The 21,928-nt window shown below is 66.1% G+C and carries 26 protein-coding genes, 1 tRNA gene and 1 pseudogene; 11 read left to right on the top strand and 17 right to left on the bottom strand.

Annotation, left to right across the window (positions count from 1 at the left end):
- The first annotated feature begins 96 nt into the window (after positions 1–96).
- Positions 97–172: transfer RNA gene (locus AB0J88_RS13485), tRNA-Arg, on the top strand.
- Positions 173–230: 58 nt separating this feature from the next.
- Here AB0J88_RS13485 and AB0J88_RS13480 read toward each other — a convergent pair.
- From AB0J88_RS13480 to AB0J88_RS13410, 15 genes and pseudogenes are all read right to left on the bottom strand, one after another.
- Complete coding sequence (locus AB0J88_RS13480; protein WP_364345269.1) at positions 231–1,685, bottom strand: integrase; 1,455 nt, start codon at positions 1,683–1,685, stop codon at positions 231–233.
- Positions 1,686–1,901, bottom strand: a complete 216-nt coding sequence (locus AB0J88_RS13475; protein WP_364345271.1) for a helix-turn-helix domain-containing protein — start codon at positions 1,899–1,901, stop codon at positions 1,686–1,688.
- A complete protein-coding gene (locus tag AB0J88_RS13470) occupies positions 1,898–2,092 on the bottom strand; it encodes a hypothetical protein (protein ID WP_364345273.1) in 195 nt (64 codons plus the stop codon). The genes AB0J88_RS13475 and AB0J88_RS13470 overlap by 4 nt, the downstream gene beginning before the upstream one ends.
- A gap of 101 nt (positions 2,093–2,193) precedes the next feature.
- Positions 2,194–3,765, bottom strand: a complete 1,572-nt coding sequence (locus AB0J88_RS13465; RefSeq protein ID WP_364345275.1) for a replication initiator — start codon at positions 3,763–3,765, stop codon at positions 2,194–2,196.
- Between the two features lie 473 nt (positions 3,766–4,238).
- A pseudogene (locus AB0J88_RS13460) lies at positions 4,239–4,556 on the bottom strand (DUF2637 domain-containing protein); the annotation flags it as partial.
- 101 nt (positions 4,557–4,657) lie between these two features.
- Positions 4,658–4,945, bottom strand: coding sequence for a hypothetical protein (locus tag AB0J88_RS13455; RefSeq protein WP_364345277.1), 288 nt, complete (start codon positions 4,943–4,945; stop codon positions 4,658–4,660).
- A complete protein-coding gene (locus AB0J88_RS13450) occupies positions 4,942–5,355 on the bottom strand; it encodes a hypothetical protein (RefSeq protein WP_364345279.1) in 414 nt (137 codons plus the stop codon). The genes AB0J88_RS13455 and AB0J88_RS13450 overlap by 4 nt, the downstream gene beginning before the upstream one ends.
- A gap of 12 nt (positions 5,356–5,367) precedes the next feature.
- On the bottom strand, positions 5,368–5,856 hold the full coding sequence (locus AB0J88_RS13445) for a hypothetical protein (RefSeq protein ID WP_364345281.1): 489 nt from the start codon (positions 5,854–5,856) through the stop codon (positions 5,368–5,370).
- A gap of 2 nt (positions 5,857–5,858) precedes the next feature.
- Positions 5,859–6,203 (bottom strand): RRQRL motif-containing zinc-binding protein, encoded by a 345-nt coding sequence (locus tag AB0J88_RS13440; RefSeq protein ID WP_364346108.1) that lies wholly within the window; start codon positions 6,201–6,203, stop codon positions 5,859–5,861.
- A gap of 767 nt (positions 6,204–6,970) precedes the next feature.
- Positions 6,971–7,462 carry a hypothetical protein gene (locus AB0J88_RS13435; protein WP_364345283.1) on the bottom strand — a complete coding sequence of 164 codons (492 nt, stop codon included), beginning with the start codon at positions 7,460–7,462 and terminating at the stop codon, positions 6,971–6,973.
- A gap of 115 nt (positions 7,463–7,577) precedes the next feature.
- Positions 7,578–7,778: a hypothetical protein gene (locus tag AB0J88_RS13430; protein WP_364345285.1), complete on the bottom strand. Its 201-nt coding sequence runs from the start codon at positions 7,776–7,778 to the stop codon at positions 7,578–7,580.
- Positions 7,775–8,584 (bottom strand): FtsK/SpoIIIE domain-containing protein, encoded by an 810-nt coding sequence (locus AB0J88_RS13425; RefSeq protein WP_364345287.1) that lies wholly within the window; start codon positions 8,582–8,584, stop codon positions 7,775–7,777. The genes AB0J88_RS13430 and AB0J88_RS13425 overlap by 4 nt, the downstream gene beginning before the upstream one ends.
- A 160-nt stretch (positions 8,585–8,744) precedes the next feature.
- Positions 8,745–9,674: a hypothetical protein gene (locus AB0J88_RS13420; protein ID WP_364345289.1), complete on the bottom strand. Its 930-nt coding sequence runs from the start codon at positions 9,672–9,674 to the stop codon at positions 8,745–8,747.
- Entirely contained in the window at positions 9,671–9,895 is a 225-nt protein-coding gene (locus AB0J88_RS13415) for a hypothetical protein (protein WP_364345291.1), read from the bottom strand. The genes AB0J88_RS13420 and AB0J88_RS13415 overlap by 4 nt, the downstream gene beginning before the upstream one ends.
- A gap of 130 nt (positions 9,896–10,025) precedes the next feature.
- Positions 10,026–10,436: a hypothetical protein gene (locus AB0J88_RS13410; protein ID WP_364345293.1), complete on the bottom strand. Its 411-nt coding sequence runs from the start codon at positions 10,434–10,436 to the stop codon at positions 10,026–10,028.
- Positions 10,437–10,593: 157 nt separating this feature from the next.
- Between AB0J88_RS13410 and AB0J88_RS13405 the strand changes: the two genes are divergently transcribed.
- Genes AB0J88_RS13405 through AB0J88_RS13395 form a run of 3 tightly spaced genes read left to right on the top strand, consistent with a single transcriptional unit; the run spans position 10,594 to position 12,646 of the window.
- Positions 10,594–11,373: a GntR family transcriptional regulator gene (locus AB0J88_RS13405; RefSeq protein WP_364345295.1), complete on the top strand. Its 780-nt coding sequence runs from the start codon at positions 10,594–10,596 to the stop codon at positions 11,371–11,373.
- The gene (locus AB0J88_RS13400; protein ID WP_364345297.1) at positions 11,373–12,221 is read left to right on the top strand and encodes a hypothetical protein; all 849 of its coding nucleotides are present in this window, start codon (positions 11,373–11,375) and stop codon (positions 12,219–12,221) included. The genes AB0J88_RS13405 and AB0J88_RS13400 overlap by 1 nt, the downstream gene beginning before the upstream one ends.
- Positions 12,218–12,646, top strand: a complete 429-nt coding sequence (locus tag AB0J88_RS13395) for an NUDIX domain-containing protein (RefSeq protein ID WP_364345299.1) — start codon at positions 12,218–12,220, stop codon at positions 12,644–12,646. Before AB0J88_RS13400 ends, AB0J88_RS13395 begins: the two co-directional genes overlap by 4 nt.
- Before the next feature lie 490 nt (positions 12,647–13,136).
- Here AB0J88_RS13395 and AB0J88_RS13390 read toward each other — a convergent pair whose 3' ends face one another.
- Both AB0J88_RS13390 and AB0J88_RS13385 read right to left on the bottom strand, forming a co-directional pair.
- Positions 13,137–14,342, bottom strand: coding sequence for a PIN-like domain-containing protein (locus AB0J88_RS13390; RefSeq protein WP_364345301.1), 1,206 nt, complete (start codon positions 14,340–14,342; stop codon positions 13,137–13,139).
- 1,051 nt (positions 14,343–15,393) lie between these two features.
- Positions 15,394–15,714 carry a hypothetical protein gene (locus tag AB0J88_RS13385; protein ID WP_364345303.1) on the bottom strand — a complete coding sequence of 107 codons (321 nt, stop codon included), beginning with the start codon at positions 15,712–15,714 and terminating at the stop codon, positions 15,394–15,396.
- Positions 15,715–16,645: 931 nt separating this feature from the next.
- Between AB0J88_RS13385 and AB0J88_RS13380 the strand changes: the two genes are divergently transcribed.
- From AB0J88_RS13380 to AB0J88_RS13350, 7 genes are all read left to right on the top strand, one after another.
- Positions 16,646–17,476 (top strand): SdrD B-like domain-containing protein, encoded by an 831-nt coding sequence (locus tag AB0J88_RS13380; RefSeq protein ID WP_364345305.1) that lies wholly within the window; start codon positions 16,646–16,648, stop codon positions 17,474–17,476.
- 275 nt (positions 17,477–17,751) lie between these two features.
- Positions 17,752–18,108, top strand: coding sequence for a hypothetical protein (locus tag AB0J88_RS13375; protein ID WP_364345307.1), 357 nt, complete (start codon positions 17,752–17,754; stop codon positions 18,106–18,108).
- A 162-nt stretch (positions 18,109–18,270) separates the two neighbouring features.
- Entirely contained in the window at positions 18,271–19,377 is a 1,107-nt protein-coding gene (locus AB0J88_RS13370; RefSeq protein ID WP_364346110.1) for an RNA ligase RtcB family protein, read from the top strand.
- On the top strand, positions 19,374–19,979 hold the full coding sequence (gene prfH, locus AB0J88_RS13365; RefSeq protein ID WP_364345309.1) for a peptide chain release factor H: 606 nt from the start codon (positions 19,374–19,376) through the stop codon (positions 19,977–19,979). The genes AB0J88_RS13370 and prfH overlap by 4 nt, the downstream gene beginning before the upstream one ends.
- Before the next feature lie 16 nt (positions 19,980–19,995).
- A complete protein-coding gene (locus tag AB0J88_RS13360) occupies positions 19,996–20,553 on the top strand; it encodes a hypothetical protein (protein ID WP_364345311.1) in 558 nt (185 codons plus the stop codon).
- Between the two features lie 26 nt (positions 20,554–20,579).
- Entirely contained in the window at positions 20,580–20,915 is a 336-nt protein-coding gene (locus AB0J88_RS13355; protein ID WP_364345313.1) for a DUF488 family protein, read from the top strand.
- 11 nt (positions 20,916–20,926) lie between these two features.
- A complete protein-coding gene (locus AB0J88_RS13350; RefSeq protein WP_364345315.1) occupies positions 20,927–21,928 on the top strand; it encodes an asparaginase in 1,002 nt (333 codons plus the stop codon).

The following is a 21,928-nucleotide window of genomic DNA, read 5'->3' as shown; positions in this document are numbered from 1 at the left end:
GGGGTCCCGCCCGCCCCCGGCGACCGCGCTCGACACCTCCGCAGTGGCAAGCCTGCGGTCCGGACGAAGGCCCAAGTCGGTACACTCTTCACTCGCGCCCTCGTAGCTCAGGGGATAGAGCATCGGTTTCCTAAACCGTGTGTCGCAGGTTCGAATCCTGCCGGGGGCACCAAGGCTTGACCAGCAGCAACGGGCCGCGTGAGCTGCCCAAACACCCGCGTTGATCTGGTTCATGCGTCCGGCTGTGTCCGGTCGGTGACGGTGATCAACGGGAGGCTGTGCCGAATACGTGCCGAAGTTTGTGACGCCTCGGCAGGGCCCGGTAGCCGTCCGTAGACGGCTTCGATGCGGCGTTGCAGCTCCTCTTCGCCGCCGTCGAGGAACTTCGCGTAGATGCGATAGAGGATCTCAACGGAGTGGCCTGCCCACTCGGCGACCTTGGCCGGGTCGATGCCGGCACGGAGCCAGGTAGATACCCCGGCGTGGCGGAGGTCGTACGGGGTACCGGCCAGGGAGCCGGCGAGGACGTCGTCGGCCAGGACCAGGCGGCGAGCGCGCTGCCACGCTCGGACAATCGTCAGGTTCGGTAGCTCGCGTTTGTTGTGCTCGCCGACGAAGAGGCGGCCGTCCGCGCCGAAGCCGTAGGTATCGATGTGTTCCCAGATCAGGGAGGTGAGCTCGGGCGGGGACGGAACGGTCCGGACGACGCCCTTCTCGCGGTGCTTGAGCTGTCGACGGTCCCGCGTTCGACCGCTGTCGGTCCACTCCTTGCCGGCATGAGGCTCGGCGGTTTCGAGGTGCAGCTTGCCCCAGCCTTTACGGGGCAGGGCCAGGTTCGGTCTCGCAAGGGCGGCCGCCTCTTCTGGACGCATCGCCGAGTAGTAGAGGCAGCCGAAGAACGCGACGAGCCGGGGGCCGCTCCGCGAAGAGGAACGGACGGCTTCGAGGAGGGTCCTTGCCTGCATTGGGTTCGGCACATGCCGAGGGTCAACGGAGATGTTGGGCTTGGGGCGTTTCCACTTCAGTGCCGGGATCGGGTTAGCCCGGAGAAGCTTGCGTTCGACCGCGTGCTCGACGGCAGCGTTCAAGACGATGCGGTACCGGTTCACCACGGTTGGTGCGTAAGGCTGGCCGTCGAGTCGTACCGTCAGCCCGTCGAGAACCGACCGTGTGAGTTGGGCATCGGCAAGTGAGGCCACTGGTCGGGAATGCTGGGCGACCCACCTCAGGACGCGGCGGATCTCCGCAGGCGTGTCGTCGCGGCGAGTTTTGTTGAACGCCCAGAGCCGTAGTGCGCTTCGGATTTCCCTGGCGTCGGGACGTCCCCGCGGCTCGTCGGACAACATCAGGATTGTGATCGCTGTAAGCGCTTCGGCGTTGCTGCGCCGGGTTGTGGCCGCAGCCTTCGGCCACTTGTAGTCCGCGTACTGGCAGGCGAACTGGTACCACGCGATCTCACCCGCCGCGCGCTGTACGGAGAGCGGTAGACCGGAGCTGACCTCGAAGGCTTCACCCTTGCGAGCGGCGACGACGAGATCCGACCGGAAGCTATCGGCAAGCGCCGCGCTTTTGAACGGCTTCTTGTGGCGTTTGCCGGCGACCGACCAGCGGACGTAGTGCGTGTTGGCTCGCTTGCCTTGATAGACGTCGGTCTTCCAGATGCGTACGTCGTAGCTGGTGTCCATCTACGCCACCTCGGCGGCGAGCGTGCGGAGCCATTCTTCGTAGTCGTCTCGCCGGATGCGAAGGTCACCGTTGGGGAGTCTGAGGCAGGGCGGCGCTTTGCGCTTGGCCCGCCAGTCGTAGAAGGTCGAGCGTGCGATGTCGAGGTCGGCGCACACCTGGTCGATGGTCATGTATCGGGTCGACGTAGGGCGACCGGCCTTTCTGGTTGTGGTCATAGGCGGTCCTCGTTTCTGGTCGCGGTGAGGTACACGCGGCTGTACCCGGCACGGTCGCCGTGCCGGGTCTGCGTTCGGTAGGTGACGTCATCGCCGAGAAGAGTGCGGGCGTGCCGCTCCAACGCGGTGATGAGCGTCTGAGCGTCGTTGTCGGTGGTGACGATGCGGGCTTGCAGGATTGTTCGTTTCATGGGATGTCCTTCTGTCGGTGTGTTCAGAGCCGTCGCGGCCCGCGCGGTAAGGGTCTTCCGCTGTGGAGTTGTCAAGGTGCGAGCGCGTTGACACGTACGTGTCAAGCGGCCATCGGGAGTGCCGACGCGTCGTCGGCGTCGACCAGGTCGCGGGCGGCGTCGGCCCGACGGCGGGCGGCGTCGGCAGCAGAGTTGGCGAGAAGGGCGTCGCCGGTGGTGATCCAACCGGTCGCGTGGTAGCCGAGGCGGTAGACCACGAGGTCGGCTTGCTCGTCGTCCCACAGGTGCGGGAAGCCTTGGGTGCGTCGCCAGATGGTGCGCTCCCACCGTTTGAGGGTGTAGGTGACGGAGAACCCGCGGCTTTTGGTGGTGATGTGCCCGCCGTGGCCGTACTGGTGTGCGTAGCGGCGTAGCCGGTGCCACCCGTCGGCGAGCCCCAGGTCCCAGCAGGCCCGGATCAGCCGACCGATGTGCGTGTTCGGGGTGGCGTGGATCTCGACGGTGAGGTCGTCGATGCGGCGGAACGCGGCGCCGGTCGCTTCGGTGGACTTGGTGACGTACTTGGCGAGGTATGCGGTGACCTTCGCCAGGTTCGTGTCGCCGCCGGGGGCGTTGATGTGCTTGATGTCCAGGCCCTTGTCCGGGTCGCCCCAGCCGATGCGCCAGCCGTGCCCGTCGTTGCCGGGGTGGGGTTTGCTGGTGTACGCGGTGGTCGCGAACGCGTGGCGGAGGACCGCTTCGAACATGGGGCGGGTGACGGCCCGGTCGGCGGGGACGATCGCTCCGGGGCAGTCGGGGTGGTAGCCGTCGAGGCGGATGACCGCGTGGTAGTGCACGACCCCACGTGCCTGGAACTCGTAAACCTTGACGTACCGGCGCCGCACATTGACGCCCAGGCGGCGGCCGAGGCGGCCGAGCTCGCGGTCGGCTTCTTGGATGGTGCGCCGCCACAGTTCGGGTGCTTCGTGATTCCAGACGACTTGCCCGGCGTGGTCGTAGCAGTCCAGACACAGCGGTGTCCCGAGGCCGGCGTCGGTGGTCTTGTGCCGGGCGGCGCACCGGATCTCGACGCCGTGCGGGCAGGGCCGGCCGAACGGGCGGCAGACCGCTGGGCGGCACGTGCACCGGTCTTTGCCGCGACAGTCCGCGGCATGGGTCTTCACAACACGGTGGTGGACTGGCCCGAACGACGGTGCGGTGGCGGTGAGGAACACGGCGATGTGCTGATCGAGGGGTGGCAGGCCGTAGCGGTTGCCTTCCAGCCCGGCGCGGATGATCTGGTAAGTGTCGCGGCGGTAGACCTCGGCGCAGGATGGGCACACGCTCGCGCGGCGGTTCCCGCATGGGGTGTAGATCGCGCCATCGGGCATGGTCTCGGTGTCGATGGTGTGGACGGTCTGCCCGTCAGTGTTGCGGACGTCGATCTGCCCGGTGAGCCGGATAGGGCGGGTGCAGCCGGCAGCGGCCTGGACGTGGTCCAACCATTCGTAGTAGTCGCCGGAGCGTGCCCGTTGGCGAGCGGTGGCGACCTCGGCCGGGTCGAACTCGAGACGCGAGTCCGGGTGCGGTGCCGCCGATGGGGTGGGGGTGGCCCACGGCCACGTCTGGGCGTTCTCCCCCGTGCCCACAACCGTGGTGGTTGTGGGCACGAGAGACAGCGTCGAGCGTGTCATGCAGTAGCTCCGATAGCGCGGCCGTTGTGCGGCCGAATGTTGGCCATCGGTGGGTTGTCGGACAGTTGAGTGAGGATGTCGGCGGCGATGTGGGTGGGCACACGTAGCCGGACCGCGAGCCGATTGGCATTGATGTCTTCGCCGTGGGTGTCGCGGTGAGCGACGGCGATGGTCCGTGCGTTGGACAGCAGCAGTTCTGAGAACGGCGTTCCTGACTGCGTAGCGGGTGCCGTTTCCGAGGCGGTCTGCGTGTCGGCTGGCGTGGACTCCGGCGGAGCCGTGGCGGTGATCTCTTTCGGCACTGTCCGGGCTGCTGGTGTTTTCTCGGCCGGTACTGGTGCGGTGGTGGTGGCCCTGGTCGTCGTTCGTTCGGCGGCCGGGCGGACCGTCGCCTGCGCGGTGTCGGATGACGGTGCGGGCGCGGTAGCCGGCGTGGAGGCCGTGACCGGGTTGGTTGTGGGCCGGTGTGCGGTGGTCGAGAACACGAGCTTGGACAGGGCGAAGAAGGCCAACGCCGGCAGAGCGGAGACCATCCAGCCGAACGCGGTTGGCCGGGCGACGGCGAGCTGTGCGGTCAGGGAGATGCTGACTGCGACAACGAGCAGGAACATCGGGTAGCCGACCTTGGCGGTCGGGTTACGGCGCCGGCGGCGGCTGATCTCGATCAGGGATGCGGTCGGGATCAGTTCGCTGATGACGGCGTTGGCCCAGCCGAACCAGTCCGCGGTGCCGTCCGGGCTGTTCTCAATGGTCCAGTCGTGAACGTGGGTGAACGAGGCAGCGCCAGCCATGAGGCCAACGAGTAGAACGATGCAGACGAGCAGGCCGTCGGAAAGACGTGCCGCCTTGGTGGCGTCGCCGTTGTCGGCGGGCGTGGGTGGCGTGGAGGGCATCACAGCTCCTCCTCCGGGTTGAAGGTGTCGAAGGGCATGCAGGTGTGGTCGCGCTGCGTGCCGTGGCAGCCACAAGCGAGGTAGCCGCGTGGGTCCAGCAGCGGGCTCTGTGGGGCCGACGTCTGGTAGTCGGCGGATTCGGTGAGTTGGCCGTCGATGTCAGCCACGCGTTCGCGGACCTCGGCGGTCTGGCTGGCAATGCCGTAGTCGAGCAGTTGCCGATGTGCGGCTAGTAGGTCGCGGCGTTCGACGCGAAGCGAGGTCAGATTGACGTCGATGGTTGTCATGGGTTCGCCTCCCGCGCCAAGGAGTGCGGGTCGGCGGGCCGGGCGAAGCCGGTGGAGCCGATGACGTTGCCGTCGAGATCGCGGATCGTGCCGTATGGCACGAGCAGGTCCGCCCGGTTCGGGTGGGCCAACGCGACGAGTGTGGAGACGATGAACCACACGCCGGCAGTGTTTGGCGGCAGCGTGGTCGACGCCGCGTAGGTCCCGTAAGCGACGTACGAGATGGGAATGCCCGTGTTCGGGCTTTCGGCTGGGCCGAGGCGGCGTTCACCGAGCCGGGCGGTGGGGTGGTCAGCCGGCGGGCGGATCGTGGCCAGAGGGGTCACGGTTGTGGGGTCGACACGCGAAGGCGTGTCCAGGCTGAAGATCCGCATCGGGTGCGGAGTGAGGTTGATCAGACGGTCAGTCATTCGCGCGCCTCCTCAGAAGTCCGACGGCTCTTGGCGGATGGGAACGACGGCGGTTACTCCGCCGCAGCCGGAGCAGAAGATCGGGTCGAAGCCGTTGGCGAGCATCGCTTCGATGAAGCAGTGCAGGCACCGCCAGTTCGCGGGGAACATGGCGTCACCGCCGCAGGCGGGGCATTCGGTGCCGCAGGCGGTACAGGCGATGTACACCGGGCCGATGAAGAGATGGGCGATACCGGCGGGCATATGGCCGTCGATACAGAGTTCGCAGCTCGCGTTGTTGCTGCGCTCGATGAGCGCGTCAGCGGCATTCGTGAAGGTGTTGGCCGGTGGTGCTGCGGCCCGGGTGTCCTTTGGGCCGGTCTCGATGGTCTCCAGGCGGCCGCATCGCTGGCAGTAGTAGGTGTTGGTGTAGATGAGGGTTCCGTGTGCGTCGACGTAGAAGCCGTCGGCGCGGTCGGTCATGAGCGCTTTGCAGGTGGGGCATTGGATGGTGTCGGCCATGGCTATTCGCCGCCGTCGTGGCAGTCGATGCACTCGCCCCAGCGAGTAGGGATGACGTATGGCTTGACCTGCGCGCAGGTGGGGCAGGTACGCCGTGCGGTGTTGGCTTTTTCCAACGCGGCCAGTTGCGCGGGTGTCGCGGTCCGCTTTGGGACGGCGAGGTCGGTGCGGTAGAGGTAGGCCTTGCGCTTGCCGCGTCGCCAGATGATTTGCGCGGCCACGTCTTGACCGCCAGGTCGTAGGCCGTCGGCGCGGAGTTGCCGGAGCGTGGCCAGGCCCGTGGGGGCCATCTTGAAGGGGTAACTGGGGAGCCCGAACCGGGCGCCGGTCGGATCGAAGTAGATCATCGGGTCGCCTTCCTCGTCGGGCTCGTCGACCTGGTCGTCACCGTTGTCGGTGGCTTTGGTGGTTGGGAGCGGGTTGTCGGTGGTGTAGGCGTCGCGGTCGATGTCCTCGGGGAGGAACCACGCCTGGCAGATCGGGCAGTAGACCGGGCCGGCGTCGAAGACGGCGTTGGAGATGCGCAGCTTGCGCGGGCATTCGCATTCGCAGGCGTGGCCGTTGTTGTTGTTCGTGCGGCTCTTGCCTTCCCCGGTCGGTTCGGGGTGCCGGTAGGCGCGCAGCGCCTTCCCGAGGCGTCCGATGACTGGCCGGTAGGTGGCTGCGGTTTCGTCGGTGAGGGTGCAGGGCGAGAAGCCGAGCTTGTCGTCCTTGGTGGTGGTCATGCCGAGTTCGGCGGCGAGTTTGGCGAACTGGCGGTTGTGCCAGCGGCCTTGCCGGGAGGTGTCTTTGATGCCGCGTGTGTCGGCGAGGCCGTGGACGGCTTCGTGCAGGAGCGTGGTGAAGACCTCGGCCGGTGTGCGGGACAGGCCCTCACCGGAGACGAGAACCTCAGGCAGTTGGTTGTCGCCGGCTTGCCAGCGCAGGGCCGCGAAGTGGCCCCATTTCATTGCCTGAGACGGTTTGCTCGGCGAGCCCGAGCCGACGACCAGCACCACCGGCGGGACGTCGGTGTGCTGTGCCTGGATCGCGGACCATGCCGCTTCCAGTGCCGCGACGAGCGCTGCCGTAGTCACCCGCGGTTGACACGTACGTGTCACATTTACGGTCTCGGTCATGACTGGTCACCGCTGGCCGTGATGGCGTGCTGGCGGTCCCACGCGTCGGCGGCGGCGCGGAGCTCGTGGATGACGTCGGTGGCCGTCCGGCCAGGCAGGTCGTTCCAGCCCCGTGGCGTCAGTGGCAGCTTCTTGAGTTCGGGGCCGAGGTCGTCGTCAAAGTGGGGTTCTGGGTCGGCGTCGGTGGGGTCGATAAGGCCCACGTTGGTGAGGTAGTCGATGAGTGCCCATTGCGCCCGGGTGATGTCGCGGACAGCCGGGTCATGGGTGCCTGGCGTTGTGTCGGAGCCGAGAGCGGCCATCCGGATTGCGCCGTCGATGCAGACGGCCGGGAATGCCTCCAACGGGGTGGCGGCGAAGAAGCAGTTCTGGCACCAGCCTCGGACTTCGAGGTAGCGGGCTGCTCCGCGCAGGATGTCAGCCGGGGTGACAGCGGGCAGGCTGTCGATGTCGGCGGCGGAGATGGTCAGATTTCGGATAGGCTGCATGGTCGCCACGTCCTTTCGTGGGCGGTGGTGGTGGCCGGCGAGCCGAGTTCGCTTCCTACGGCTGGTCTCGGTTCGTCGGCCGTTCCTATGTGGAGTTGTGCCGTGGTGCCGTCGTTCAGCGATGGCCGGCGTTCTGCCGTGTGCGGTGGAGCCGGCGGCCGGGGTCTTTGCAGCACGGCCGGCAGGTGTTGCTGTTGGCAGTGAACTGGCGCGGCTTGCGCCACTCGTGGCAGCTCGTGCAGCGGATCGCGATGACGGTGCCGGTGCTGATCCGCAGGCGCGGGACGCGGGGCAGGAGTGCGGCGATGATGGTCATGCGACGGCCCTCAATTCCGTGGTGAGGTTGGTTGCAGAGGCAGTGCGGCGGACCCAGGCGGCGTAGTCGGCGACGCGGATGATGTCCGCGTTCGTCATCCAGGCGGCCTTGACCAGAGCGGGGATGCCGCCTTCGGCGATGAGGAGCCCGCATCCCTGGTTGTTCGGGTCGATGGTGTTGGAGGAGTAGCCGCGGGCGGCCCAGCCGTGCCCGAGGACGATGTCCGACGACACGTCGGTGGTGCAGCGGCCCGCGAACCGCCACGGGAACAGATCCCGCAGGCTGGTCGGGATGATGTCCGACGAGGGGCGTTGCGTCGCCGCAGCGACGATCAGGCCGACAGCACGGCCTCGGGCGACCAGGTCCCTAAGCAGCGCGGAGAACAGCTTCTGGGTTTTGTCGTCTCCTGCGGTGGCAGAGAAGAACGCGATCTCGTCGAGCGCGAGCAGGATGGCGCCGAACGCGTCACCCGGCAGCATCTTCTGCCGACGTACGGACTTGAGGAACGCGTAGCGGTTGTCCATCACGGTTTGCAGCCGCAGCAGCGTGAAAATGGCCAGGTCGATATCGGGGCCGACGAACACGTCGGCGCAGTCTTCCCACAGGCCGAGTTCGACCTGCTTGCCGTCGAGCAGACACAAGCTCACATCGCCGCACAGGGCGGCGTGACCAACGATCGTGTTGAGCAGGCTCGACTTGCCGGCGCCAGGTTCACCGCCGATGAGGATGTGCCGGTACATCAGCGGCAAGTACACGGGCTGTCCGAACTCGTCGATACCCAGGAAGACCGGGTCGAAGATGGACATGTGGGTCCCGACCGGGATGCTCGGCCGGGCCGGTGGTGACGTCATTGCCGTTAGCTCCGATCGGATCAGGGTGTGGTGGCCGGCGTGGCATGGTGACGAGGAGTCGGAGCCACGCCGGCGCACGCGGATAGAGGTTTTGACACGTACGTGTCAGGGATGCCTAGGCGTAATCGCTAGGGTCGAAGCCGCCGTCGTTCGGCGACGTGTCCGGCTGGCGCTCGCGACGCGGCCGGGAATCGTTGCTGGCCGACCGCGCGGGGCGCGGTCGGGGGACCTCGGCGAGGTTGACGCCGGTCGGGGGTACCGCAGGGGAAATCGGTGCGGTGGCGGGCATGTCGTCCGGAACGAAATCCGGAAGGTTCGACAGCACCGTGTCCGCCAGAGACTCGCGGCGGGTGATGTCCACCCGGATGAACGCCGCGTACCGGCGTGATGCGCGGGCGACGCGGGCCTCGTTAGCCCAGCACGCCACGGCCAGCTTCTGCACCTGGCCGTCCTGCTCCAGTTCACGGATCGACAGACCCGGACGCAGCCAGATCCACACACGTTCGCCGGCCGGGGTGGGCCGTGCCCACAGGATCAGCGGCAAAGTGCCCGCCCGGTTCGTGGCGATGAACGCGGCGAAACACGTCCGCAGCCGATGCCGCACGGCCAGACACCACAGCGGTGCCATCAGCCATTGCCGAGAACGGCCAAACGCGGCCGGCGTGCCGACGCCCACGACGATGACGGCCAGGGCCAGCCACAGCGGAGTGGCGAACATCAGCCACGTCCACCCGTAGACCAGGGCCAGGGCCAGCAGCGTCTCAGGCAGCCACCACCAGATGATCCGGAGAACGGGCCACGCGACGATCAGGACGAACAGCGTTGCGCCGAGCGCGGCGCCGATGACGATGCCGAGCAGACCACCCATGATCGGGTGCAGGTAGTGCGACGCGACCGTGCCGGTCATCAGACCGACTGCGAAGAACGTGACCCAGAAAGCCACGATCGCTTTACGACGTTGGCTGTGACGGGTCGGGGCCTCGATGACGGTGACAGTGTGCCCGCGGCTGCCAGGACCGAACGAGCGAGAGATCGGCTTGGTCATGGCTGACCTGCCTGCCCAGTGTCGGCGCAGTCTCCGCACCAGACGTGGTCGTCCAGGTCGATAAACGCGGACGCGCCCACCATGGTCATCCCGCAGCCGGTACACGCAACCACCATCGGGATGCCAGCACGAGCGCAGTCGCTCAACGTGTAGGCGTCTTTGTCGCCTACGGCGTCGCGCAGCAAGTCAATGCCGCGCACATACAAGGTAGAGTTGGACACGATGGTTCCTCCCTCTCCGGAGGGCTAGGAGCTGCTGTGGAACAGGTGCGGGGCCGCACGTGGACGCCAATCTCTGCGCGGCCCCGCGTCCTGTAAGTCGGTGGCTACAGGAGCCAGTACGGATAGTTGGTCAGGCAGCGACCTGAACGGTCGCGGACACCACGTCCAGGCCCGAAGCCTTGAACGCCACACCGTTGCGCGTACGACCGTTCTGCTCGGAAACCCACGGCAGGGCCTCCAAGTCGACCGGCACGACCTGGTCGCCTTCCTCGCCGAGCGGACGCGTCTCAGACACGACCGTCACGTCGAAAACGGCGCTCCACTTGCGGTTCGCGGCGCGACCGCGGCCGTAGATCGGCGCGGTCCACATCGGCCAGCCGGTCTCCCGGTCCAGCTTCTGCGCACGGGTCTTCTCGTCGATCTTCGGCGTCACATCGTCCGACAGCTCGAAGATGACGTTGGTGGTGTCCAGCATCAGACGCGGCTGGTTCTTAGCCATGACTGGCTCCTTCTGTTGGTGACGGCCACTCGGCCGAGACATCGACCCTTCTCGTGAAGGATGTCTTACATCTTACGAGCTGGATTGACAGACGCAAGTCTTTCGGCAGGATGTCTTACATCAAGTTGTGCCGAACCGTTCGGTAGAACCCGATAAGATGCCTGTCAGACGTCCTACAAGCAGGGAAAACGCCAGCGCGATGATCGATCAGCCAAAGCCCCAGTACGCGCAGATCGCGGACCTCATCCGCGATCGGATCAAGGACGGCACGTACGGGGCGGGCTCGCTTATCCCCAGCGAGCCCGAGCTAGCCCATGAGCTGAACCTCTCCCGGGTGACGGTGAACCGCGCCCTGACGATGCTTCGGGCCGAAGGGCTGGTTAAGGTGCGGCGCGGAGCTGGAACCTTTGTCCGAGGCTTGCCCCGCATCCCGCGAGACGCACAGCGCCGCTACGCCTCACGTGACAAGGGAACTGGCGCCGGCGAGGTAGAGGTCCGCGAGCTGAACCTGCGATCCCGAACCGATTACACCGAAATCGGGCGAAGCAAGGCTCCCGCCGAGATCGCCGAGATTCTGGGCTTGAAGGCGAACGATCCCGTGCTGGTCCGACGACGCGTCTTGTACGCGAACGACGAGCCCACGCAGATGGCCGACTCATACTTCCCCTGGCAGATCGCGAAGCAGAGCAAAGACCTTCTGAAGCCCGACAGCGGCCAAGGCGGCTCGTACGGAAGGCTTGCCGAGCTCGGCCATGGTCCAGTGCGGTTTACCGAAGACGTCACGGTCCGGATGCCGAGCACCACCGAGCAGCGGACTCTTGAACTGGAGCCGACTCAACCTGTCTTCGAGATTTGGCATGTGGCCTACACCGCCGACGACTCCGTGATCGAGGTCTGCGTCCACGTCATGCCGGGCTACCTGTGGAAGCTTCGATACGGCTGGAACGACGAGGCGCACATCAGCGGAACAGACTCCTGATGGAGATACGCCTAGCTTCCGAGCCTGCGCCGGGTCACCAGAACGAAGACATCGTTTTCGCCGTTGCTGGTTTCGTTGGGGTGCTCGACGGGGTGACAGCAACGGTAGGGGTCGACAACGGCTGCATTCATGGACCGGCGTGGTACGTCCGACAGCTTGCGAGACACCTGGTACGAGTCAACGTTGTTGCTCCGCGGGCGTCGCTGGCTCAGATGCTGAGCGAGGCGATTGAATCGCTCCGGCACGACCATCGCGGGCAGTGCGACCTGGACCACCCCAGCACGCCGGCGGCGACGGTGACGCTGCTACGCAGGCACCAGGATCGAGCCGACTATCTCGTACTGTGCGACAGCCCCCTGGTCATCGACCGCGGATCAGGTGCCGAGGTCATCACGGACGACCGCTTCAAGCACGCAGTAGCGACGTTACGTGCGAAGGCTCTGGCGGGCGGCGCGGCGATCGGTAGCGACGACCATGCACAGCGCGTTCGCGAAGCCGCCGTGGCCAAGCAGCAGCTAGTCAACCAACCCGATGGCTATTGGATTGCCGCATCCAATCCTGAGGCCGCCCAGAACGCCGTCATCGGCAGTCTCGCGTTGCGAGGTTCCGACGCGCTCAGGCGTGCGGCGTTACTGACGGACGGAGCGTCCTGCATCGTCGAGCAGTTCGAGCTCCTCGACTGGTCGCAACTCCTCGACACCCTCACCGACGACGGCCCGCAGGAGCTAATCCGACGAGTCCGAGCAGCCGAGACTGCGGACAGCAATGGTTACGCCCGCCCCCGCTACAAGCGACACGACGACGCGACAGCAGCCATCTGCCTGTTCAACGATTGGAAGACCCAGTGACGAACCCCCAGCACTCGGTCAGCGTGGCCGCCGTCATCACCGACGACCAGAACCGCATCCTTGTCATCCAACGACGCGACAACGGACAGTGGCAGATCCCAGGCGGCATCCTCGAGCGCGACGAATCAATCCATGACGGCGTTCGACGGGAAGTCAACGAAGAGACACGCCTGACAGTGGAGCCGGAGCGCCTGACGGGGGTCTACAAGAACGTCAAGGTTGGCGTTGTCGCTCTGGTCTTCAAAGCTCACGTCACCGCAGGCGAACCCGGTCCAACGGAGGAATCAGCCGCCGTAGATTGGTGGACAGTCGACCGTGTCACAGCAGAGATGAACGAGACCTTCGCAGTCCGTGTGACCGACGCCCTGCGTGGCCACGACACAGCGGTCAGAATCCACGACGGCGTCACGCTGATCGCGGGATGAAGGCTCGTCCGAGGACGGCTCATTCTTTGTGAGAAGTTTCTGTACGGGTTCAAGGCGGCCCGCGGCGCGGGCCGCTCGCGCCGCCCAGCAGGGCCGGGCCGAAGGCCCGCCGCTCGCGGGGACCCCGCCGCCTTAGCGCAAGCGCACGGCGGCACCCCACGGCGGTTTCAGCCCGGCGGCAGGCGCGAACAGATGCAGCGAAGTCCCGGGCCACCTTGATCGAGAGGATGAACCGGGGACTCTTCGCGAGGTGGAACAATCCAGCCTGTAGCGACCGCGACCTCTAGCGGGCCGGAGCACGTTCAAAAATGAGCAGGCACTCAGGGCTTCTGGGATGGAGGGGTGCCATCCCGTCCACCGACGACCCAGGCAGAGCCGAGCAGATCAGGACCAGGGCGCCAAGGTCGTTCGTCCGGTAGGGCGCTCCACCTTGGCGCCCTGGTCCTGATCCGCTCCACGGGGTGTGGGTCGACGGCGGACGGGATGGACATCAGGGGTTGTGGATCTTCTTTAATATAGAATCGAGCATGAACCGATCGTGGTCGAAGCGCTCCCGCTGCTGTTCCACTACGAGGCGCTCGGACTGAATACGCACTAACTCAGCTTCCAAACTATGGAGTCGAGTTGCCTTTTCGCTTTCAATCTTGTCTTCCGCTACGCCTAGATCACGCAGCTCCGCGCGATATGACCATATCTCGCGGGTGACAGACTCTTCGCGTTGGCGCAGCCTCGTGGCCAACACACGCTGATGTGTTGCGGCTTCAGTGACTTGGTCCAGGTCCGCCAAAAGCCGGGCGATCTCCTTCACGCGATCCATTTCGCCAGCCTCGGAAGCCTGCCTAATGGTGTCATCGCTTACCTTCGCGTCAAGATATACAGCCGAGTGACGCAAGAACGTCTCAGTCCGAAGCATGACCAAGGCGGAACCGGCGATCGTCTTGGCTTCCTCGGCCAGTTCAGGTCTTGCGCAGATCGTTTGGCCTCTTACGCGCAGGTACCAATCCTCCTTTACGTCACCCGTCACAAAAACGAGTACGTCGGCGCGGCGACTCTTCGCCTCGCTCAGTGCTTGGGTCCAGACGAGGTAGTCTCCCGGCTTGGCGTCCTTGTAGCCGGGTGGGGTTTTGCTCTTGATTCGGCGTGCTGCTTCCGCCATGGAAGCCTCTAAGTCCAGGTCATTTGGCCGTTGCCCCGTTCGGCCGTCGAATATCTTTTGTAGGCGTTCTAGGATCGGATCTTGGGTGTCAGATTCCGTGATGCCATGAGAATCCCGAAGCTGAACAACGCGCTTCCCTAGAGGCTTAAACAACGTTTTCACCATTCGGAGGAGCGTGTCGCGCTCCTCGTCGGGAAGAAGAACCCTATTCGCGAGTTGTTGAATTCTCTCCACGAGCTGCCCGCTAACGCCCGCCTCACTGGACTCTATTTCGGCAAGTGCCGCCATATAGGCAACGTTGTGATCAAACAACACATCAAGGCGGCGGCTATGAAACTCCAAACCGACTTGGTACGGAATCCAGGCCCGTTCTTGAACTCGCTCCATTGCAAGAAAAAGCTCGTTACGCGCGTGGGACGCGAGCCTATACAGGGCCAAGAGGACGTTTGTGTCGAAGACGATCATTCCGGTCTTCATGCCCTGACGGACCAGCACCTCGGGGGGAGGAAGATAGTGCTCGAACTGTTTGGTGAAGCTCACTGTTAGTCCTCGCGAGTGTCAGGGCTATCAACAGCGCCTACAAGCCTGGCGCTTTCATCGGCAAATAGCTATAGGGCGGCCGGGAGTGCACCCATTTGACGGCCGACCAAACATCGGAAGACAAGTCTACATGCGACTTTCATCGCATGCGGGTGCCTGCCCGAGGCGGTACGACTACCGGACGGTCAGCTCTCGCCATGCATCGTCAACAGCGGCCATAAGCTCGGTAGCGACCCGCAGGCCCGCCTCCTCGTCGTCGACGGGGTAGAACCGGCTGAACCCGTTGGGCCCACCGACTCGGGCCTCTACTTGCCGAGGAGAGTCGTGCAGGAAGACGTCGCGACGGAGTCCTGTAGCGCTCCACGTCCCGTTCCACCAGCGCCTGCCCACGTGCCGAGGATAGAACATGTGTTCGATCGACGTCGAGCGGACTAGGCCGCCGCCAGGCCGTCGAAGGTCGCCTTCTACCCGCCCACATCCACCAGAGTTGACCGAACTCGCAGCAGGCCAGCCCTTAGCATCGACCGATTTGACTTCTTTGCCTAGCGCCGTCATCAGTTCAACGCCAAGTAGTCAGGCGCGGTGGCCCGTCTACTGGTCGTACCCGCCCTACCTTCAGTCGTAAATCGCCGCTACTCTCCCGAGGGCAGCCGCAAAGGCCGGAGGAGGAGTGCCCAGACCTATGACGTCAGGCGATATCGGAACGGTGAGGAAACGGAACGAGAGGCCTCCATGGGAAGCCGTTGTCGGAGCAGTCACCCTCATCCCGCTCGTGCCGACGGCCTTTCGCCTCATTCGCGTGTCCGGACTTGATCCAGATATACTTTTCATGCTTGTCCAGACGGGCGATCTTGTTCCATTGGTTCTGGCTTCTGTTTTACAATCACTTCCGGTCTTGATTGCCTACGTAAGCGTTATCGCACTTGTAATATATCAAAACGCTCTCCCCTCCGCCAAAGCACGCTATTATCGGATGTTCTATTGGTTCGTAGTTCCTTTCTGGATGTTCCTATTGCTGCTACAATCAATGCTCTCTATCGCGGCGCTAGTCTCACTTTATCTCCTCCAGGTGGTTTGGACCAGGCGCATCAATAGTCGAATATCCGGCTTCCGTGCCCTGCGACTTGAGCAAAAGAAAGACGTGGCGGACCTTATTCGAAACGCAGGGTTTTTCGTCGTCTTTGTAGTCTTTTTCTCTTCCAGCATGTGGCTGCCTAAACAGGTGATTGCGTATCAGGGCAGACAAGACGTCGGATACGTGCTCGACGAGGGCGACCGGTTCACCACTGTGATGCTCGTGGCTGACCGCCAAATTCTGACGCTCAAGACCGATGACGTTGCAATGCGCCAGCCATGCGGGACGGAAAGACATTTTTGGCAACGCCCACTGTTTGCGCTTGTCTTCACCGAGGATCGTGCAAGAACCCCAACATGCCCCAAGACGAATGGGAAGCCTTTCACTACCCCAACGCCTAGCCTGTCTCCATCGTCGAGTGGTTCGCAACCTTCCCCGACTCCTGCCCCGAGCAGCCCACAATCGCCCACCCCGACTAGCTCGCCCAGCTAACCCATCACGACGATCGACCTGTGCGTTCAACGGTGCCGAATGCGTGCCAAGCCGCCAGGCGAACTGGTTAGCGTGTTCGACGTTTAACCAGGTCAGAGCCCCTACGGGAGGGATACTCACGCACGTTTTCCTAAACCGTGTGTCGCAGGTTCGAATCCTGCCGGGGGCACCACCGACACCATTGCGAATGCGGCTTGAACTGGGTTTATTCGCCCTAGTCAATCATGGGACGTATGTAGCCCTAGGCCACTCGAGTTGGTCGGCAGCCGCGGAACATACACGGAATGGATCATCCGAGGTTTACGCAGGTCAGGGCGCCCCGTCATCGCAAGATCCGGAACGGGGTCACGCGGGCCACGAGACGCTGCCTAGCGCCGTTTCGATGCGATCGTTGACGGTGGCCTCCGCGCCGTCGATGCATTGGCGTAGACCTTGAGCAGGACGTCAACAGAGTGAGGCCGCGCGGCGACCTCCGTCGCCGAGACGGCGGCGTTAAGCCTGGTTGCCGTTGCCGCGTGCCAGTGAGGCGAGGTGTTCCCGCATCCCGCGTCTATGCGTGCCGGCTCTGTGACGCCCTCCGCATCGTCGGCGCTGGATGGGTGGAGACGGCTTGTCTCCGACATGCCCTCGCCGTCCGCGAGGGGGTGAACTCCGGCTCGAGGAAGCTATGCGAACCCGTCTCTTGTCCCGCTCGATCCGACGTACCTTTTCCGTCTCTCTCGCAACCTTGGCCTTCGTGGGGGCTGCGACGATTTCTCCCGCCGACGCGGTGGCGGCGGGGAAACTCCAGCCCGATCTGGCCGTCGATCTGATGATGACCGACGTGCTCAACCCGGCCGAGGGCGAGACCTTCTACGTCCAGATCGACATCCGAAACTACGGCGCCGGCGCGTCGGGTCCGATCAGCGCCACCGTGGCCGTGCCGGCCGGGCTGCGGACCGGGGCAACCTCGGTCACGGACGCCGGCTGGGCCTGCGCGACGGCAAGCCCGACGAGCTACACGTGCACGCACCCGGAGCTGGCTGCCAGCGGTCGGGCCAGCCGGCTGAGCGTGCCGTTGGTCGTGGCCGGTGCGGCGCCCGGCAGCGTCGTGCCGATCACCACGACCATCACCCCACAGCGGCGCGAGACAAACACGGACAACAACACGGGTTCCGTCACCGTCGCGATCTCCGGGACGTGCGTTGTTCGGGGGTCGGTGTGGCACGACCTTGACCGGGACGGGCAGCGCGAGCCCGGTGAGCCCGCCATCGGCGCCGGCCCCGACGGCGTTCTGAACGTGCGTCTCTGGGCGCGGCAGGGGCAAGCCATCGGCGGCGGCTCGACCACTGTCGACGCGGACGGCACCTGGTCGATCACGGCCCGCACCGAACTGCTGTACGAGGTCCGGCTGGAAGCGTCCGGCGCGTACAGCCGGACCGTCGCCGATGTGGGTGACGACGCCACCGACTCGGACATGGTGACCTTGTACCAGTTCGAGCCCACTCTGCTGGTTGCCAGCGCGGAGTTCAAGGCCGCGCACGGCAGCGAGTACGTGGTCGACGCGGGCCTGGTCACGCAGAGCTGAAGCGGCGGCCTGCCTTGATCATTTAGACATGTGCCTTTTTCGTTTCCGGAACTGTTCACTGTGGTCGGCCGGTCGACGTTTGGCTGGGCGCTGCGGTGCCGCTGGAACGTAACGGGGTCGGGCGAGGCATGTCCGGGTCCAGTAGGGAGCAGAAGTTCGTGATACGTAAGGCCTTCTCACCTCTCCGCCTGTTGACGGCCGGACTGCTGGCGATGCTCGTCGTAGCCGCCGTCCCGGGGGTTGCCCAAGCCGCTCTACCCTCCGGCTACACCGTCGTGACATACACGACGCCGCGCGACGGCGGGTCGTACGACCGGACGGTCACGCTCTTCGACCCCAACGACGAGGCCCCTGGTGACGGCAAGTTCCAGGCGGACCCCTACGCGGGTACGCCCGGCGACGCGATCCGGGCGTGTGACTGGCTCGCCGACGGCTGGGGCATCGAGATCCGGCTCGACACCAACCCGGGCACCGGCTGGGACCGGAGGGCGACGACGCGCGGAATCAACTCGCCCTACTGCAGCGGTTGGGCCAGCGGCGACATCGCCGAGAACACGCTGATCTGGATTCAGGTCTGCATGGTGAAGGGCACCACGGAGTACTGCGACCAGATCAGAACCGCCATGTCCTGATCAATGCCAACCCCGAACGACCGGCTCCGGGCTCTCCCGGGCCGGTCGTTCGCGCGAGATCGGTCGGCCCTGGTCGCCGAAACCCAGTTGCGCCACGGCACCGCCCTCGCCGACAGTAGATCCATGACGTTCTGACGAAGACACCCAGCCCCTTAACGAGCCATCGTCTTCGAAGAGAGAACGTCTTTGTCTGTCACCGTGTTCGCTTCCGCGCGCAGTTGGATCGAGACCGCAGCCGTCGACCAGTGCCACCAGGTCGCCGCGCTCGACGGGATGGTTCACGTCGCCGGTATGCCTGACCTGCACCCCGGCAAGGGTGCGCCCATCGGCGCCGCCATGGCCTCTACGGTGCTCTACCCCCTGCTCGTCGGTTCCGACATCGGTTGCGGCATCGCCGTGTTCCCGGTCGGGCTGAAGCGAGCCGTGCCCGAGCGCCTGGCCCGCAAGTTCCCCAATCTCGACGACGAGCTCACCACCGACGATCCGGCCTGGGACGAGGTGGCCACGGACGTTCCGGGCGACCACCTGGCGGGCCTCGGCACCGTAGGCAGGGGCAACCACTTCGTCGAGCTCGCCCGCATCGGCACGCTCTTCGAACCGGACCATGCCGCACGGCTCGGCCTGGCGAAGAACAGCCTCGTGCTCATCGTCCACAGTGGTTCCCGAGGCCTCGGCGAGCGCATCCTGCGTGCGCACACCGAAACACATGGGGCCGGGCCGGCGCCTGATCCCGACAGCTACCTCGCCCAGCACGACATCGCCGTCCGCTGGGGCTCGCTCAACCGGCGGCTCATCGCCGCGCGGGTGCTGCGGGCGATCGGCGCGCGGATGACGGAACCGATCGTCGACCTGAGCCACAACCTGGTCGAGGTGCGCGACGGCCGCTACCTCCATCGCAAGGGCGCCGCACCCGGTGACGGCCGGGACGTCCTCGTCGCCGGCACCCGAGGCACCCACTCCTACCTCGTGGCCGCCCACGCGGGGCCGGAGGCCAACCTGTCGGTCGCCCACGGCGCGGGCCGCAAGATGTCCCGGGCCGACGCTCTCCGCCACGGCAAGGCCAAGCACACCGTCGAGGGGCTCCGCCGCACCGCGCTGGGGTCCGTCGTGGTGTGCGGCGACCGTCAACTTCTGTTCGAGGAGGCGCCGACCGCGTACAAGCGGATCGAGCAGGTGATCTCCGACCTCGCGGACCACGGGTTGGCGACGCCGGTGGCCACGACGGTCCCGCTGGTCACCTACAAGACCGCCGAGCGGGGGCGGTCGTGAAGCACCTGTTCATCTCGGCCGGCCGAGGCCCGCAGGAGTGTGCGTGGGCGGTGGCCCGACTGACCGGCCGCCTGGAGGCGGAGGCGGCCCGCGGAGAAACCCGAGTGACGCGCGTCGAGACCGTCGCGGGCGAGCGCCCCGGCACCTACCGGTCGATCCTCGTCCGCATCGACGGCCCGGGCGCGGACCGGCTCGCCGCCGCATGGACGGGCACCCTGTGCTGGCAGGCGCCCAGCCCTTATCGGTCGAGCACGGGACGCAAGAACTGGTACGTCATCGCCAGCCCTCACACGCCGGACGACGCCCACACGCCGTTCCGCGAAACCGACCTCGACTTCGTGCCGTGTCGCACCGGCGGGCCGGGCGGGCAGCATCGCAACAAGGCGAGCACGGCCGTACGCGCGACCCATCGCCCTTCCGGCACCGTCGTCGTGGTCGACACCGAGCGCCAGCTCAGCCAGAACCGCCGCCTCGCCGTCGACCTGCTGCGCGAGCGCATGGCCCGCACCGACCACGACGCCGACCGCGCCCGGGACGCCGCACGCCGGCACATCCACGACGAGCTCGTACGCGGAAATCCCGTGCGGGTCGAACGCCCGTGACCGTTCAATGGACGGCATGGAGGTGCGAAAAGGCGGACAGAGCTGGCGGATCGGCACCGCCGCCGATGTCGCCTGGCTGGCCGACGGCCGCACGAGAGGCGGCCTGTCGATCACCACGGTGATCCCGCCGATCTACGCCGGATATGCCACGTTCCACCGACCTGACGAAGCCGACTACGCCGCGCACGAACGCGCCGTTGTCGACGTGCTGGTGGCGCAGACCCCGGATCAACCATGGTGGCTGGGCTACCTCGAGACCGGCGCGCACGACGTCGTCTTCCCCGAGGCGCCGCGGGTGCCGCTCTACTGGGACTGGCCGTACGTGCTGGTCGAGGCCGGTCCGGAACAGGCCCTCACCTGGCGCAGGGGTCACATGCGCGGCGACGGGTCACTCCCCGACCTGTTCTTCCCAATGGACCGTTCGTGGCTCGTCTCGGCGCTCTGGGACGACGGCTGGACCGACCTCGGTGGTCCGGCACCGCTGATCACCGCCCTGTGCCGCGAGCCGCTGGTCAACGCCCGTCCCGTCGGCCCCGACGAGGACCCGCTGCCACCCGGACTCGTCCGTGACTGATCGCCCCGCGCGATAGGTTGAGAAAGATGCGGCTACGACGGGTGTACGACGAGGTCGAACCAGGTGACGGCAAGCGCGTGCTGGTCGATCGGATCTGGCCGCGCGGGGTGCGCAAGGGCAGCTTCGACGAGTGGCTGAAGGACGTGGCGCCGTCCAACGAGCTGCGGCACTGGTACGGGCACGATCCCGACAAGTTCACCGAGTTCCGCCGGCGCTACCTCGCCGAGCTCAAGCAACCGGAGCAGGCCGCCGCGCTGGACCAGCTTCGTACCCTCCAGAAGCAAGGCCCGCTCACGTTGCTCACCGCGACCAAGGACGTCGACATCAGCCACGCCGCCGTGTTGGCCAAGGTGCTGCACTAGAGTCCGGCACCATGCCTACCGTCGCGGTGTTCTCGCTGGGCGGCACGATCGCCATGACCACCGGCCCCGACGGCGGAGTGGTGCCGGCGCTCGGCGCCGCCGACCTGGTCGCGGCCGTGCCGGGCCTGGCTGACACGGGCATCAGCGTCGAGGTGACCGACTTCCGCCGCCTGCCCGGCGCGGGGCTCGGCTTCGCCGACCTCACCGCGCTCGTCGCGGCGGCGGCCGCGACCGGCGCCGACGGCATCGTCGTCACCCAGGGCACGGACACGATCGAGGAGACGGCGTACGCGCTCGATCTGTTGTGGACACGCGACGCGCCGTTGGTGGTGACCGGCGCGATGCGCAACCCGACGTTGGCCGGTGCGGACGGACCCGCCAACCTGCTGGCCGCGGTAAGGGTCGCCGCGGCGCGAGAAGCGCGGGGGATGGGCTGCCTCGTCGTCATGGGTGACGAGATCCACGCCGCCCGCTGGGTGCGCAAGACCCACACCACCAGCCCGGCCGCGTTCCGCTCGCCGGATACCGGCCCGATCGGCCTGGTCGCCGAGGGCAGGCCGCGCATCCTCGCCGGGACGGTGCGGCACAGACTGAGGATCGACCAACCGACCGCGACGGTGCGCACGGGCGTGGTCCCTGTGGTGCTCGGCGACGACGGTGAGCTCCTGCGCCGGACCGGCGCCGTGCTGGACGGCCTGGTCGTGGCGGCGTTCGGGGTCGGTCACGTCCCGGAGAGCACAGTGGACGTTCTGACCGAGTTGGCGAAAGCCAAGCCCGTCGTGCTCGCCTCGCGGATCGCCGCCGGGCCGGTGCTGACCCACACCTACGGCTACCTGGGTGCGGAGGCCGACCTGCTCCGCCGGGGGCTGATCGGCGCCGGCGCGCTGGATCCGTACAAGGCGCGGATCCTGCTCCATCTCCTGCTGGCCGCGAGCCATGACCGTGCGGCGATCGAGGAAGCGTTCGCGACGGTCGACGGGCGGGCGCCCGAGGACGCCCGCCCGCTCACCTAG

The sequence above is a fragment of the Asanoa sp. NPDC049475 genome, from assembly GCF_040676915.1.
Classification (GTDB): Bacteria; Actinomycetota; Actinomycetes; order Mycobacteriales; family Micromonosporaceae; genus Asanoa.
Note: the sequence above shows the minus strand (reverse complement) of the source record. Positions and strands in the feature narration are given on the sequence as shown.

Coding starts and splice junctions, on each gene's coding strand:
- AB0J88_RS13430 (WP_364345285.1), bottom strand. CDS start 7,778: ATGACCATCATCGCCGCACTCCTGCCCCGCGTCCCGCGCCTGCGGATC.
- AB0J88_RS13355 (WP_364345313.1), top strand. CDS start 20,580: ATGCGGCTACGACGGGTGTACGACGAGGTCGAACCAGGTGACGGCAAG.
- AB0J88_RS13405 (WP_364345295.1), top strand. CDS start 10,594: ATGATCGATCAGCCAAAGCCCCAGTACGCGCAGATCGCGGACCTCATC.
- AB0J88_RS13470 (WP_364345273.1), bottom strand. CDS start 2,092: ATGAAACGAACAATCCTGCAAGCCCGCATCGTCACCACCGACAACGAC.
- AB0J88_RS13420 (WP_364345289.1), bottom strand. CDS start 9,674: ATGACCAAGCCGATCTCTCGCTCGTTCGGTCCTGGCAGCCGCGGGCAC.
- AB0J88_RS13475 (WP_364345271.1), bottom strand. CDS start 1,901: ATGACCACAACCAGAAAGGCCGGTCGCCCTACGTCGACCCGATACATG.
- AB0J88_RS13465 (WP_364345275.1), bottom strand. CDS start 3,765: ATGACACGCTCGACGCTGTCTCTCGTGCCCACAACCACCACGGTTGTG.
- AB0J88_RS13450 (WP_364345279.1), bottom strand. CDS start 5,355: ATGACTGACCGTCTGATCAACCTCACTCCGCACCCGATGCGGATCTTC.
- AB0J88_RS13350 (WP_364345315.1), top strand. CDS start 20,927: ATGCCTACCGTCGCGGTGTTCTCGCTGGGCGGCACGATCGCCATGACC.
- AB0J88_RS13455 (WP_364345277.1), bottom strand. CDS start 4,945: ATGACAACCATCGACGTCAATCTGACCTCGCTTCGCGTCGAACGCCGC.
- AB0J88_RS13400 (WP_364345297.1), top strand. CDS start 11,373: ATGGAGATACGCCTAGCTTCCGAGCCTGCGCCGGGTCACCAGAACGAA.
- AB0J88_RS13410 (WP_364345293.1), bottom strand. CDS start 10,436: ATGTCTCGGCCGAGTGGCCGTCACCAACAGAAGGAGCCAGTCATGGCT.
- AB0J88_RS13425 (WP_364345287.1), bottom strand. CDS start 8,584: ATGTCCATCTTCGACCCGGTCTTCCTGGGTATCGACGAGTTCGGACAG.
- AB0J88_RS13480 (WP_364345269.1), bottom strand. CDS start 1,685: ATGGACACCAGCTACGACGTACGCATCTGGAAGACCGACGTCTATCAA.
- AB0J88_RS13440 (WP_364346108.1), bottom strand. CDS start 6,203: ATGATCTACTTCGATCCGACCGGCGCCCGGTTCGGGCTCCCCAGTTAC.
- AB0J88_RS13435 (WP_364345283.1), bottom strand. CDS start 7,462: ATGCAGCCTATCCGAAATCTGACCATCTCCGCCGCCGACATCGACAGC.
- AB0J88_RS13445 (WP_364345281.1), bottom strand. CDS start 5,856: ATGGCCGACACCATCCAATGCCCCACCTGCAAAGCGCTCATGACCGAC.
- AB0J88_RS13360 (WP_364345311.1), top strand. CDS start 19,996: ATGGAGGTGCGAAAAGGCGGACAGAGCTGGCGGATCGGCACCGCCGCC.
- AB0J88_RS13385 (WP_364345303.1), bottom strand. CDS start 15,714: ATGTCTTTCCGTCCCGCATGGCTGGCGCATTGCAACGTCATCGGTCTT.